Annotated in this window: 12 protein-coding genes; 4 read left to right on the forward strand and 8 right to left on the reverse strand. The window is 67.8% G+C overall.

Going from position 1 to position 12765, the window contains the following annotated elements:
- Window positions 1-24: 24 nt before the first annotated feature.
- The 5 genes from CRO50_RS17700 to CRO50_RS17720 form a co-directional block, all read right to left on the reverse strand.
- The gene (locus tag CRO50_RS17700; protein WP_097147275.1) at window positions 25-948 is read right to left on the reverse strand and encodes an ABC transporter permease; all 924 of its coding nucleotides are present in this window, start codon (window positions 946-948) and stop codon (window positions 25-27) included.
- Complete coding sequence (locus CRO50_RS17705; protein WP_097147276.1) at window positions 945-2015, reverse strand: ABC transporter permease; 1071 nt, start codon at window positions 2013-2015, stop codon at window positions 945-947. The genes CRO50_RS17700 and CRO50_RS17705 overlap by 4 nt, the downstream gene beginning before the upstream one ends.
- Before the next feature lie 3 nt (window positions 2016-2018).
- The gene (locus CRO50_RS17710; protein WP_097147277.1) at window positions 2019-3539 is read right to left on the reverse strand and encodes an ABC transporter ATP-binding protein; all 1521 of its coding nucleotides are present in this window, start codon (window positions 3537-3539) and stop codon (window positions 2019-2021) included.
- A 53-nt stretch (window positions 3540-3592) separates the two neighbouring features.
- Window positions 3593-4675 (reverse strand): BMP family ABC transporter substrate-binding protein, encoded by a 1083-nt coding sequence (locus tag CRO50_RS17715; protein ID WP_097147278.1) that lies wholly within the window; start codon window positions 4673-4675, stop codon window positions 3593-3595.
- A 62-nt stretch (window positions 4676-4737) separates the two neighbouring features.
- Window positions 4738-5436: a GntR family transcriptional regulator gene (locus tag CRO50_RS17720; protein ID WP_097147279.1), complete on the reverse strand. Its 699-nt coding sequence runs from the start codon at window positions 5434-5436 to the stop codon at window positions 4738-4740.
- Between the two features lie 153 nt (window positions 5437-5589).
- On the opposite strand from CRO50_RS17720, the gene CRO50_RS17725 reads away from it, so the two are divergent.
- Genes CRO50_RS17725 through guaD form a run of 4 tightly spaced genes read left to right on the forward strand, consistent with a single transcriptional unit; the run spans window position 5590 to window position 10152 of the window.
- Window positions 5590-6438, forward strand: coding sequence for an aromatic ring-hydroxylating oxygenase subunit alpha (locus CRO50_RS17725; RefSeq protein WP_232617686.1), 849 nt, complete (start codon window positions 5590-5592; stop codon window positions 6436-6438).
- Between the two features lie 18 nt (window positions 6439-6456).
- A complete protein-coding gene (locus CRO50_RS17730; RefSeq protein ID WP_097147280.1) occupies window positions 6457-8139 on the forward strand; it encodes a Rieske 2Fe-2S domain-containing protein in 1683 nt (560 codons plus the stop codon).
- A gap of 3 nt (window positions 8140-8142) precedes the next feature.
- Window positions 8143-8784, forward strand: a complete 642-nt coding sequence (locus tag CRO50_RS17735) for a glutathione S-transferase family protein (protein WP_097147281.1) — start codon at window positions 8143-8145, stop codon at window positions 8782-8784.
- A 3-nt stretch (window positions 8785-8787) separates the two neighbouring features.
- Window positions 8788-10152 (forward strand): guanine deaminase, encoded by a 1365-nt coding sequence (gene guaD, locus CRO50_RS17740; protein ID WP_097147282.1) that lies wholly within the window; start codon window positions 8788-8790, stop codon window positions 10150-10152.
- Window positions 10153-10201: 49 nt separating this feature from the next.
- On the opposite strand, the gene CRO50_RS17745 is transcribed toward guaD, so the two are convergent.
- Genes CRO50_RS17745 through CRO50_RS17755 form a run of 3 tightly spaced genes read right to left on the reverse strand, consistent with a single transcriptional unit; the run spans window position 10202 to window position 12746 of the window.
- A complete protein-coding gene (locus tag CRO50_RS17745) occupies window positions 10202-11044 on the reverse strand; it encodes a metal ABC transporter permease (RefSeq protein WP_097147283.1) in 843 nt (280 codons plus the stop codon).
- Window positions 11041-11913: a metal ABC transporter permease gene (locus CRO50_RS17750; protein ID WP_097147284.1), complete on the reverse strand. Its 873-nt coding sequence runs from the start codon at window positions 11911-11913 to the stop codon at window positions 11041-11043. Before CRO50_RS17750 ends, CRO50_RS17745 begins: the two co-directional genes overlap by 4 nt.
- Window positions 11910-12746, reverse strand: coding sequence for a manganese/iron ABC transporter ATP-binding protein (locus CRO50_RS17755; RefSeq protein WP_143516960.1), 837 nt, complete (start codon window positions 12744-12746; stop codon window positions 11910-11912). The genes CRO50_RS17750 and CRO50_RS17755 overlap by 4 nt, the downstream gene beginning before the upstream one ends.
- Window positions 12747-12765 lie beyond the last annotated feature (19 nt).

The following is a 12765-nucleotide window of genomic DNA, read 5'->3' on the forward strand; positions in this document are numbered from 1 at the left end:
CCGGCGGGACCGTCTTCCGGGCGCTCAGTCGCGCGCCCGGAAGGGTTTTCCAAGCGATAGCGGCACATCCAGCGCCATCCGCGCGCGGTTCTGCGAAATCACCACCAGCACCAGGATCGTGGCAACGTAGGGCGCCGCCGAAAGCGCCTCGGAGGGCACCGGCAGGCCCAGGATCTGGCCATGCAGCTGAAGGATGGTCACGCCACCGAAGAGCACCGCACCGGCCAGCACCCGGAACGGTCGCCAGGTGGCGAAGACCACCAGCGAGAGCGCGATCCAGCCGCGCCCGGCGGTCATGTTCTCGACCCAGATCGCGGTATAGGCCAGCGACAGGTAGCCGCCCGCCAACCCCGCCAGCGCGCCGCCCCAGAGGATCGCGAGGAAGCGGATGCGCAGCACGTTGTAGCCAAGCGCATGGGCATTGCCCGGTGCCTCGCCCACCACCCGCAGCACCAGTCCGGCCCGGCTGCGGTTGAGCCACCACCAGGTGACCGGCACCAGCGCCAGGCCAAGATAGACCATGATGTCGAAGCGGAAGAGCAGCGGCCCGAGCAGGGGCAGATCAGCAAGCGGCCCGAGGTTCAGCGGTGCCAGCGCCTCGATCGGCTGTGATCCGAAGCCCACCCCCAGCGTCGCCGAGACGCCGGAGCCGAAGATCGCCAGCGCCAGCCCGGCGGCATATTGGTTGGTCAGGAAAAGCAGCGTCAGCACCCCGAAGAGCGCCGCCGCGACAGCACCCGCAAGGGCCGCCACCGCGAAGGCGGGCAGAAGGCCCCCGCCCTGCACCGCGACCAGGAAGCCCGCAGCCGCCCCGATCAGCATCATGCCCTCGATCCCGAGGTTCAGCACGCCGGACTTCTCGACCACCAGCTCGCCCAGGGCGGCCAGCAGCAGCGGCGTGGCGGCAATCAGCGTGCCGGTGAAGATGGAAATCGCAAGCTCGCTCATGCGGCGGCCCTCCCGGTGCGGACAAGCCGGTAGCTGACGAAGAATTCAGAGGCCAGCAGCAGGAACAGCAGCAGGCCCTGGAAGACGCGGGTGATGGGCGACGGGATGCCGTGGCTCATCTGGACGCTCTCGCCGCCGACATAGGTCAGCGCCAGGAAGAGACCTCCCAGCAGGATGCCGGGGGCCGAGAGACGGCCGACGAAGGCCACGATGATCGCCGCGAAGCCATAGCCCGGAGAGATCACCGCCGAAAGCTGCCCCAGGGGGCCTGCGGCCTCGTAGAAACCGGCGATCCCGGCGGCGGCCCCCCCCGTGAGCAGTCCGACCCAGATCGCACCCTTCTCGGAGAAGCCCGCGTAGCGCGCCGCGCGCGGGGCCGCGCCGCCGACCGACAGCCGGTAGCCCGCGAAGCTGCGCGCGGTGACGACCCAGAGCGCCACCAGCGCGATCAGCGCGAAAACGACCGAGGCGGTGACGCGATACATCGGATCGAGCGGTTCGAGCATGCCCTCGTAGGGCAGCAGCGCCGTCTGGGGGAAGTTGTAGCCATTGGGATCGCGCCAGGGCCCGCGCACCAGGAACGACAGGAAGAGCCCGGCGATATAGGTCAGCATCAGCGTGACCAGGATCTCGTTGGTATTGAGCTTCGTGCGCAACAGGGCCGCGATCCCGGCCCAGGCCGCGCCCCCGACGAGGCCGGCCACGAACATCAGCGGCAAGAGCATCGGGTAGAGCGCCTCGGGCGCGAAGAGCCCCACCCCGGTCGCCGCGATGGCCCCCATGGTCAGCTGTCCCTCGGCACCGATGTTCCAGACATTGGCGCGGAAGCCCACCGAGAGCCCGGCGGCGATGATGATCAGCGGCACCGCCTTCACCAGCAGCTCGGTGAAGCCGTACATGGACGAAACGGGGCGGATGAAGAAGGCGGTGAGGGTCTCGATGGGCGGATAGCCCAGCACGGCAAAGAGCGCGCCACCGAAGAGCAGGGTCAGAGCCACGGCGATGACCGGGGCCAGCAGGTTGGCCAGGGCCGAGGCATTGCGGCGCGGTTCGATACGATAGCTCATGTCTTACTCCGCCGGCTCGGCAACGGGCCCCAGCTCTCCGCCGGTCATCAGCGCGCCGAGGCGGTCCTTCGTGGCTTCCTCGCGGGGCACCGCCTCGCTGAGTTGGCCCTCCGAGAGAACATGGATGCGGTCGCAGATCTCGATCAGCTCGTCGAGCTCTTCCGAGAAGACCAGAACCGCCGCGCCATCGCGCGACAGGTCGATCAGGCGCTGGCGGATGAAGGCGGCGGCGCCCACGTCGACGCCCCAGGTGGGCTGGGCGACGACCAGCACGTCGGGCGCCAGCGCCAGCTCGCGGCCCAGGATGAATTTCTGCAGGTTGCCCCCCGAGAGCGAGGAGGCCAGCGCCCCCGGCCCGTCGGCCTTGACCGAGAAACGCTCGATCACCGCGCTCGCACGGCGGCGGGCCTCGGCGAAGCGCACCATCCCATGGCGCACAAGGCCCGAGGCATAGCCCGTCAGCACCGTGTTGGCGGTCAGCGACTGGCCCGGCACCGCGCCGCGGCCCAGCCGTTCCTCGGGCACATAGGCCAGCCCCGCGCGGCGACGCGCATCGGGGCGCATCTGGCCAACCGGGGTCTCGCCCAGAAGCACCTGGCCCGCCGGGCAAAGCGCCTCGCCCGAGAGGCAGGCCGCCAGCTCGGACTGGCCATTGCCCGAGATGCCGGCGATGCCCACGACCTCGCCCCCGAAAAGATCAAGAGAGATATCCTGCAGGCGGCGCCCGGCCAGGCCAAGGGGCCGGCCCGAGAGCCCGCGCAGCGACAGGCGCGGCGTGGCGGAGGGCGTGGAGGCGGGGCGTTCGGGGATCGGCAGGTCGCTGCCCACCATCATCACCGCCAGTTCATGGCTGGTGGCCTGACGCGGGTCGACCTCGCCCGTGACCCGCCCGCCGCGCAGCACGGTGGCGGCGTGGCAGAGCGCGCGCACCTCGTCCAGCTTGTGGGAAATGTAGATGATCGAGCAGCCCTCGGCGGCAATGCGGCGCAGCACGGTGAAGAGCTGCTCCACCGCCTGCGGCGACAGCACCGAGGTCGGCTCGTCGAGGATCAGCAGGCGCGGATCGCGCATCAGGCAGCGCAGGATCTCGAGCTGCTGGCGCTCGCCCATGGACAGATCCATGACGATGCGGTCGGGATCGACCGCCAGCCCGTAGCGCGCGGCGGTCTCGCGGATGCGCAGCCGCAGGGCCGGAAGATCCAGCCGCCCTTCCAGGCAGAGCGCCACGTTCTCGGCCACCGAGACCGTCTCGAAAAGGGAAAAGTGCTGGTACACCATCTCGATGCCGAGGGCCCGCGACTGGCCGGGGCTATGCGCCTCCAGCAGCTTGCCGTCGTAGCGGATCTCGCCCGCATCGGGGGTGGTGACCCCGTAGATGATCTTCATCAGCGTGGATTTGCCCGCGCCATTCTCGCCCAGGATGGCGTGGATCTCTCCCCCGGCGACCGAGAGAGAGATATCGTCATTGGCCACCACACCAGGGTAGGCCTTGGAGACACCGGCCAGTTGCAGCCTTGCAGTCATGCAGGGGGTCCTTTCTGCCGGTATCTCCGGTCGTGAGCCCGTCGGGCCGGCGATCAGCCCAGGGTGCCGATCATGCCAGCGGTCAGCCAGTCGATGCCGCGAACGTCCCCATCCGAGAGCACCTCGCCCGCCGGGACGATCTCGTTGCCGGCGTTGTCCGAGATCGGGCCGGCGTAGGGCTGCACCTCGCCCGAGCCGACGGCGACCACGAGCGCTTCGAGCTCGGCGCGGACCTCGGCCGGGATGGCCTCGTGGAAGGGTGCCATGGTGACGACACCGGCGGCCAGACCATCCCAGGCGCTTTCGGTTTCCCAGGTGCCGTCGAGCACGGCACGGGCGGCGCCGACGTAATCCTTGGACCAGTCCAGCACCACCGAGGTCAGCTGGCTGTCAGGCCCGAACGAGATCAGGTCCGAAGCGTAACCGACAGAGAAGACACCCTTTTCCTGAGCAGTCTGGACGGCGACGCCGGTATCGGTCATGCCCAGCAGAACGTCTGCACCCTGGGCGATCAGGGCGCTTGCGGCTTCCTTTTCCTTGCCCGGATCGAACCAGGAGTTGAGGAAGACGGCGTTGCAGGTGATCTCGGGGTTCACCGATTGCGCACCCAGCAGGAAGGCATTGCCGGGGCCGACGATGTCGGGGATCGGGAAGCCGCCGATGAAGCCCAGCTTGCCGGTCTTGGTCATATGGCCCGCGGCGACACCGGCCACGTACATGCCCTCGTAGTACTTGGCCTCGAAGGTGGCCAGGTTGTCGAGGTGGACGATGCCCGAGCAATGCTCCCAGGCGACATCGGGGAAGCGCGGCGCCACCTTCTGCATCGGCGCGCCGAGCGAGAAGGAGGTGCCGAAGATCAGGCCATGGCCGGTGGCGGCCATCTCGCGGAAGACGCGCTCTGCGTCCTGGGGCAGGAAGGTGTTGTCGACGACGGTCACCTCGACGCGGTCACCGAACTCGGCCTTGATCGCCTCGATGCCCAGGGCGTGCTGCTTGGCCCAGCCGATATCGGCGGCGGGCGAGGCATTGACCTGGCCGATCTTCAGGACGCCCTCGGCGCTGGCAAGGCGCGGCAGGGCCAGGGTGCCCGCCAGGGCGGCGGTGCCCTGGAGCAAGGTGCGGCGGTTGATGGTCATCTCTTCTTCTCCTGTTGTCAGGCCCGGCACGGGCCAGGCGGTCTGGGTCTTTACCGTCCGTCTCAGGCGGGTGCGGTTTCCGTCTCGAGCCATGGCGCCAGTGCTTCTTTCAGACTGGCCGGTTCGGCAACCGGTGCCTCGACGTCATATCCTCGGGCGATGGATTGGTAGTGGTTCTGGATCAGCGAAAGCGCCTCGGTGACGCGGCCCGCGCGCATGTGATCCAGCAGATCGCGGTGATCGTCGTTCAGGCGGCAGCGGTGGTAGTCACGGTTGACGTAGAGCTGCCGCAGCAGCTGCATCCGGCGCACCAGACGGGCATGGACCTCCTGCAGCGCGCGATTGCCCGAGAGGGCCAGCAGGTGATCGTGGAAGATCGGGCCGATATCGTCCGCATGGACATTGTCGCCCAGGTCGATCGCGGCATCGACCTCGTCGACATTGGCCGCCATGACCTCCCATTCGCGGCCCGAGAGCCGTTGCATCAGTTGGAAGGCCACCCCCTGCTCGACCGCGCTCAGCGCCTCGAAAAGCTCGTAGGCCTCGCGCTGGCCAAGCTGCGCCACCGAGGCACCTCGGTTCATGCGCGTGTCGACCAGGCCGCTCTCTCCGACGATGATCAGCGCCTGCTTGATCACCGCGCGGGAGGTGCCCCAGACCTCGGCCAGCTCGCGTTCGCCCAGCTTGGTGCCGGGGGGCAGCGCCTGGGCGACGATAGCCGCGATGATCGCCTTCGCGATCTGTCTGGGTCGGTCGGTCATGGCCGCTTTGCCTATTGCCTGTGCAACGAAGTTGACCCGACAAAGCGATTGCGCATCTGATCTTGTCAAGCCAGACGAAGCATTGTCATAGCTAAATTCAAAGATTGCTATTCAATCTGCTCAAATGCTGCACGGAGAGCCCCGGTGAACACCATGACCCAGCCCGACCCGTTCATGTTGAACCAATGGTATCCGATTGCATCTCTGCAAGAGATACTGCCCGGTCAGCCCCGTGCCACCAAGCTCTTTGGCCAGCGTATCAGCTATGAACGTAACGTCGCGGGCGCCCTGCAGGTCAGCGATGGCAGCCGCGCCCTGCCGGTGCTCGAGCAATACGGCTGCCTCTGGACCTCGCTCGGCGAGCCGGACGAACTCTTCGATGTGCCCGAATATGCCGAGCCCGACCGGCGCAATGTCAACGCGGGCTCCGTCGGCGTGCAGGTCTCGGCGCAGCGCGGCATCGAGAACTTCCTCGACATGGGCCACTTCCCCTACGTGCACACCGGCATCCTGGGTGCCCTGCCCCATACCGAGGTCAAGGAATACAATGTCGAGATGATCCGCGACGGCCGCGAAATCATCGCCACCGAATGCCTCTTCTACCAGCCCATGGCCTCGACCGTGTCGACCTCGGGCGCGGATGTGGAATACATCTACCGGGTGCCCCACCCCACCTGCTCGGTGCTCTACAAGAGCTCTCCGATGGATGAGAAGCGGCTGGATGCCATCGCGCTCTTCGGCCAGCCCACGGGCGAGGAAACTTTCCGCGGCCACATGGTGCTGTCGATCCTCGACGACGTGAACACCGACGATTTCATCAGCTATTTCCAGCTGCACATCTTCGGCCAGGACAAGCCGATCCTCGAGAACCAGATGCCCAAGCGCCTGCCGCTTGATCCGCGCGCCGAGACCCCGATCCGCGCCGACAAGACCTCGATCATGTATCGCCGCTGGCTGACCGGCCATGGCGTGACCTACGGCACGATCCCGGCAGCGGCCTGAGGCGAGAAGGACCTGAACATGCACGACAAGACCTGGGTCCCGGTGGCCAACAGCACCGACCTTGCGCCGCATCACGTCTTCCAGGGACGGCTGATGGGACAGGAGCTGGCGATCTGGCGGGCCGATGACGGCCATGTCAACGTCTGGGAGAACCGCTGCCTGCACCGTGGCGTGCGCCTCTCCATCGGCATCAACACCGGCAGCGAGCTGGTCTGCCAGTACCACGGCTGGCGCTATGCCAACCGCAATGCCGGCTGCACCTATATTCCCGCCCACCCCGCCGATGCCCCGGCGCGCACCATCTGCTCGAAGACCTGGCCGGTGATCGAGACGGGCGGGCTGATCTGGACCCACTTTGAAGACCGCGACCCGCCCCTGCCCGAGCTGCCCGAGGGCGGCGCGGCGCTGCGGCCCCTGCCCCTTGCGGCCGCGCCCGAGATGGTGCGCGAGAGCCTTGCGGGCCTCGCGCCCGAAGGCTTCGGCCCCCTCGACGAGACGCTTCAGGCCCGCGGCCCCGCGGGTTCGCTGCACCTGATGGTCCAGCCCGCCGACGCGGGCCGCGCCGTGATCCGCGGCATCGTGCAAAGCGACGAGCCCGAGCTGGCGCTGCTGCGCCGCCTCAACCTCTTCCTGCGCTCCGCCCGTGACCAGATCCTGGCCCAGGCGGCGCTGACCCCGGCCCCCGAGCCCATCCCGCACCGCCCCGAGCGCGTCTCGGAGGAGCTGGCAGAGATGCCCGAGATGGTTTCGGGCCCCGCCCGCCTGCGGGTCCAGGTGGCAAAGAAGGAGCTGGTGGCCAAGGACATCGTCGCGCTCGAGCTGGAGCCCCTGCGTGGCGCGCTGCCCGCCTCTCAGCCCGGCGCCCATATCGACGTGGCGCTGCCCAACGGGCTGCTGCGGCAATATTCACTGGTCAACGCGCCGGGCGAGACCGGTCGTTATGTCATCGGCGTGAAGCGCGAGCCCGAAAGCACCGGCGGCTCGGCGGCGATCCACGACAGCCTGGCCGAGGGCGACCTGCTGGCGATCTCGGAGCCGCGCAACAATTTCACCCTGCGCCGCGATGTCGAAGAGACGATCCTTGTCGCCGGCGGCATCGGGGTGACGCCGCTGCTGTCGATGGCCGCCGCGCTGAAGGACGACGGGCTCCCCTTCCGCCTGCACTACTTCGCCGGCAGCGAAGAGCAGATCGCCTTCGGCGAACGCCTGGCCGCGCTTGGCGACCGGTTGGTCAACTACATCGGCCTCGACCCCGAGAAGACCGCCCTGGCGCTGAAGGGTATCCTCAAATCCCCGGCTCCCCATGCACAGGTCTATGTCTGCGGCCCCGCGCCGATGCTGGACGTCACACGCGCCACCGCCGCCGAAGCGGGCTGGCCCGACGCCGCCGTGCATTTCGAGTATTTCGCCAACACCCGCGAGATCGACACCTCGTCGAGCTTCCGCATCGAGCTGGCGCGCTCTGCCGTGACGCTGGAGGTGCCCGCCGGGCGCTCCATCCTGTCGGTCCTGCAGGAGGCGGGCGTCGCGCCGCCCTCGTCCTGTTGCCAGGGGGCCTGCGGCACCTGCATGGCCCGCGTCATCGAAGGCGAGCCCGACCACCAGGACGTCTATCTGAGCGAGGCCGAGAAGGCCGCCGGAGACAAGATCCTGACCTGTGTCAGCCGTGCAAAGTCCGACCGCCTCATCCTGGATCTCTGAGACATGATCAAACTCTACGACTTCGACCTCTCGGGGAATTGCTACAAGGTCCGGCTGCTGCTCGGCATCCTCGGCCTCGAATTTGAACGCAAGAACGTCGACTTCTTCCCCGGTTTCAAGCACCGCGCCGCCGAGTTCCTCGCGGTGAACCCCCTGGGCCAGCTGCCGGTGCTGGAAGACGGCGACCTCAGCCTGCGCGACAGCCATGCGATCCTGGTCTACCTGGCCTCGAAATACGATGGCTCCGGGCGCTGGTATCCGACGGGCGATGCGGCGCTTCTGGGCGAAATCCAGCAATGGCTCTCGCTGGCCGAGGGCCTGACCGCAACCGCCTCGGCGGCGCGACTAGCCGAGGGGATGGATTTCGACTTCGACGCCGAGGCCGCCCGCAAGGGCGCCTACCGCCTCTTCGACGTGCTCGACGAACACCTGTGGTTCCGCGAGCGCGAGGGATCCGACTGGATCTGCGCGCCCGCGCATCCGACCATCGCCGACCTGGCCTGCTTCCCCTATGTGATGCTGTCCGAAGAGGGCGGCGTCTCGCGCGAGGACTACCCGGCGATCCGGCGCTGGACCGACCGGGTGAAGCGCATCCCCGGCTTCTCGGTCATGCCCGGCATCTTCCCCGCCCAGCTCGGGTCCTGATTGATGGGCACAGCAGACTTCGCCCGTGTCATCACGGGCACCGCCTTTCATACCCCCGCCCGGGACCGTCTGGAGGTGCTGGAAGACCACGCCTTCGTGCTGGATTCCACGGGGACCATCACCCAGATGCTGCCCGCAGGCGATGCCCGCCGGACAGAACTCGTCGAGGCCGCCCGCAGCCGCGGCGTGCTCGAGGAACTGCCCAAGGGCAGCTTCCTGATCCCCGGTCTGGTCGACCTGCACATCCACGCGCCGCAATGGCCGCAGCTCGGCAAGGCACTGGATGCGCCGCTCGAGGTCTGGCTGCATAAGTACACCTTCCCCATGGAGGCGCGCTTCGCCGATACCGCCTTCGCGGCCGAGGTCTATGACGAGATGGTCGCCACCCTGCTGGCCCATGGCACCACCACGGCGGTCTATTTCGGATCGGTCGAGGTCGAGCCCAACCTGGTGCTGGCCGAGGCCTGCCTGCGCCATGGCCAGCGGGCGCTGATCGGCAAGGTCGCCATGGACGACCCCGACAATTGCCCGCCCTACTACCGCGACGACAGCGCCCAGGCCGGTCTGGACGCCACGCGCCGCTTCATCACCGAGCTGCGCCAGATGGCCGGAGAGGACCCGCTGGTGCTGCCGGTGGTCACCCCGCGCTTCATCCCCTCCTGCTCGGACGAGCTTTTGGCCGGTCTCGGGGCGCTGGCGAAAGAGCTCGACTGCCACGTGCAGACCCATTGCTCGGAAAGCGACTGGGAGGTCGGCCATGTCGCCGCCCGTCTCGGCCAGACCGATTGCGAGGCGCTCTCGGGGCATGGTCTGCTGACCGAACGCACGGTGCTGGCGCATTCCAACTTCATCACCGAGGACGACATGGGCCTGCTTTGTGCCCATGGCTCAGCCGTGGCCCATTGCCCGATGTCCAACGCCTATTTCGCCAATGCGGTCTTCCCGCTTCGCCAGGCGCTGGAGCGCGGTGTGAAGGTTGGGCTCGGCACCGATATCTCGGGCGGCTTCAGCCCCTCGCTCTTCGATGCGGCGCGCCATGCGCTTATGGCCTCGCGCCATGCGGCCTCCGGCACCGACCCCTCGCTGCCCCCCGAGGCACGCGGCCCCGGCAGCCGCCCGCTCAGCACGGTCGAGACCTTCTGGCTGGCCACCGCCTCCGGCGGCGCGGCGCTGGATCTGCCGATCGGGCAATTCGCCCCCGGCTACCGTTTCGATGCCCTGGCGATCGAAGCCAATGCGCCGGGCTCGGGCTTCCGCCATTACGCCGCGCTCGATGCGCCGGAAGATTGTTTCGAGAAACTGGTGCTGACCGCGGACCGGGGTGCCATCGCGCGCATCTGGGTCGACGGCACGCCCCGGCTCGACTGAGCAAATCCCCGCGCCGGGCCTTCCGGCGCGGGGCCTCAGGTCCTTGGACCTAGCCCGGCACCCCCATGCGTGAAGCGCGGCGGGTGGCGATGTTGCGCCAGATGAAGGCCACGAGGAAGATCGCCGTCAGCACCAGGACCACGGTCGCCGCCGGGGCGCTGTCCAGCCAGAAGCTGGCATAGGTGCCCAGCAACATCGAGACCGCGCAGACCAGGACCGAGATCGCCAGCATGCGCCCGAAGCTGCGGGTGATGAGGAAGGCGATGGCCCCCGGCGCGATCAGCAGCGCCACGGCCAGGATCAGCCCCGTCGCGGTCAGCGTGGCGACGATGGTCAGCGACAGCAGCGTCAGCAGCCCGTAGTGCAAAAGCCCCACGGCCAGCCCCGAGGCCCGTGCCTGCGCCGGGTCGAAGGCATGCAGCAACAGGTCCTTCCACTTCAGCAGCAGCGCGCCCGAGACCACCAGGGCGATCATGCCCGCGGTCCAGAGATCCTCTGTCCCCACCCCCAGCATGTTGCCGAAGAGGATATGGTCGAGGTGCACATTGGTATGGATCGAGGTGTAGAGCACGATCCCCAGCCCGAACATGCCCGAGAAGACGACCCCCATGATGGTGTCCTGCTTCACGCGGGAGTTCTCGGCCAGGTAGCCCGTGGCCAGGGCGGTGGCCATGCCCGCGCCGAAGGCGCCGAGGATCAGCGGGAAGCCCAGGATATAGGCCAGCACCACGCCGGGCAGGATGGCATGAGAGATCGCGTCTCCCATCAGCGCCCAGCCCTTGAGCACCAGGAAGCACGACAGCAGCCCGGTCGGCACCGCGACGATGGCGCCGATCAGGAAGGCCTTCTGCATGAAGGCGAATTGCAGTGGCATCAGCAGGGTGTCGATCATGCGGCGGCCTCCCCGCTGTCGTCGGCCAGCGCCTCGGCGGCGCGACGACGGGCGGCCAGCATCCCGTGCTTCGGCGCCCAGAGGAAGACGCCCAGGAAGATCAGCGTTTGCAGGATGACGATCACGCCCCCCGTCGCCCCGTCGAGGAAGTACGAGATATAGGCGCCGGCGAAGCTGGTCCCGGTGCCGATGGCGACCGAGGTGACGATCAGCCGGGGGAAGCGGTCACAGAGCAGGTAGGCCGTGGCCCCCGGCGTGACCACCATGGCGATGACCAGGAAGGCCCCCACGGTCTGCATCGCCGCCACCACCGAGGCCGAGAGCAGCACGAAGAACACCGCCTTCAGCAAACCCGGCCGCAGCCCGATGGAGCGCGCATGGCTTTCGTCGAAGAAGACCACCATCAGGTCCTTCCACTTGGCCAACAGCACGATGAGAGAGACGACACCGATGATCACCAGCTGCAGGGTGTCCTCCGGCGCGATGGCCAGGATATTGCCCATGGTGATGGTCTGGATCGACACGGCTATGGGGTTCACCGAGGCCATGAAGAGGCCAAGCCCGAAGAAGCTGGTGAAGATCAGCCCGATGATCACATCGACCTTCAGGCCCGAGCGGTCCGACAGGAAGAGCATCGCCGCCGCCGCCAGCCCGCCCGAAACGAAGGCGCCAAGGGCGAAGGGCAGGCCCAGCATGTAGGCGCCTGCCACGCCGGGCACGACCGAATGGGACAGCGCATCACCGATCAGCGACCAGCCCTTGAGCATCAGGTAGGACGACAGGAAGGCGCAGACCCCGCCCACCAGGGCCGAGACCCACATGGCATTGACCATGTAGCCGTAGGAGAAGGGCTCCAGCAGCGGGCTCATTCACCGCCCTCCTGCACCTTGGTCTGCTCGCCGTATTGCACGAAAGGACGCTCGTCATCGGTCAGTATGGTGACGTGGCGCGCGTCCTCGTCGTCATGCAGGTCGGTGCCCCCCAGGGTGAAGTGGCGCAGCACGCCGCCGAAGGCCTGGGCCAGGTTCTCGTGGGTGAAGGTGGTCTCGGTGGGCCCGAAGCCCAGCACGGTGCCCTTGACCAGCACGGTGCGGTCGCAGAACTCGGGCACGGTGCCAAGGTTGTGGGTCGAGACCAGCATTACCCGCCCCTCGTCGCGCAGCTCGCGCAGCAGCTGGATGATCTGGTCCTCTGTCTTCACGTCGACGCCGGTGAAGGGCTCGTCCAGCAGGATCACCTGACCCTCCTGCGCCAGCGCGCGGGCCAGGAAGACACGCTTCTTCTGACCGCCCGAAAGCTCTCCGATCTGGCGCTTGCGGAAGTCCAGCATGTTGACCCGGCCCAGCGCCTGTTCGACGGCGGCATGGTCGGCCGCCTTCGGGCGACGCAGGAAGCCCATGTGGCCATAGCGGCCCATCATCACCACATCCTCGACCAGCACCGGGAAGGACCAGTCGACCTCCTCGCTCTGCGGCACATAGGCCACGAGGTTGCGCCGCAGCGCCTCGCGCACGGTCATGCCGAGCAGCCGGATCTCTCCGCCCGCCACCGGCACGAAGCCCATGATCGCCTTGAACAAGGTGGATTTGCCGGCCCCGTTGACCCCGACGAGCGCGGTGACGGTGCCGCGCGGGATCTCGAAGCTGGCATGACGCAGGGCCGTGTGGCCGTTGCGGTAGGTGACCGTCACATCGGCGGCCATGATGCCGCCGGCGGGGTCG

Source organism: Pseudooceanicola antarcticus (assembly GCF_900215355.1).
Lineage (GTDB): Bacteria > Pseudomonadota > Alphaproteobacteria > Rhodobacterales > Rhodobacteraceae > Pseudooceanicola > Pseudooceanicola antarcticus.

Excerpts from the sequence above, each read along its gene's own strand:
- CRO50_RS17730 (WP_097147280.1), top strand. The coding sequence starts at position 6,457 with ATGCACGACAAGACCTGGGTCCCGGTGGCCAACAGCACCGACCTTGCG.
- CRO50_RS17710 (WP_097147277.1), bottom strand. The coding sequence starts at position 3,539 with ATGACTGCAAGGCTGCAACTGGCCGGTGTCTCCAAGGCCTACCCTGGT.
- guaD (WP_097147282.1), top strand. The coding sequence starts at position 8,788 with ATGGGCACAGCAGACTTCGCCCGTGTCATCACGGGCACCGCCTTTCAT.
- CRO50_RS17755 (WP_143516960.1), bottom strand. The coding sequence starts at position 12,746 with ATGGCCGCCGATGTGACGGTCACCTACCGCAACGGCCACACGGCCCTG.
- CRO50_RS17705 (WP_097147276.1), bottom strand. The coding sequence starts at position 2,015 with ATGAGCTATCGTATCGAACCGCGCCGCAATGCCTCGGCCCTGGCCAAC.
- CRO50_RS17750 (WP_097147284.1), bottom strand. The coding sequence starts at position 11,913 with ATGAGCCCGCTGCTGGAGCCCTTCTCCTACGGCTACATGGTCAATGCC.
- CRO50_RS17725 (WP_232617686.1), top strand. The coding sequence starts at position 5,590 with ATGACCCAGCCCGACCCGTTCATGTTGAACCAATGGTATCCGATTGCA.
- CRO50_RS17735 (WP_097147281.1), top strand. The coding sequence starts at position 8,143 with ATGATCAAACTCTACGACTTCGACCTCTCGGGGAATTGCTACAAGGTC.
- CRO50_RS17720 (WP_097147279.1), bottom strand. The coding sequence starts at position 5,436 with ATGACCGACCGACCCAGACAGATCGCGAAGGCGATCATCGCGGCTATC.
- CRO50_RS17715 (WP_097147278.1), bottom strand. The coding sequence starts at position 4,675 with ATGACCATCAACCGCCGCACCTTGCTCCAGGGCACCGCCGCCCTGGCG.
- CRO50_RS17700 (WP_097147275.1), bottom strand. The coding sequence starts at position 948 with ATGAGCGAGCTTGCGATTTCCATCTTCACCGGCACGCTGATTGCCGCC.
- CRO50_RS17745 (WP_097147283.1), bottom strand. The coding sequence starts at position 11,044 with ATGATCGACACCCTGCTGATGCCACTGCAATTCGCCTTCATGCAGAAG.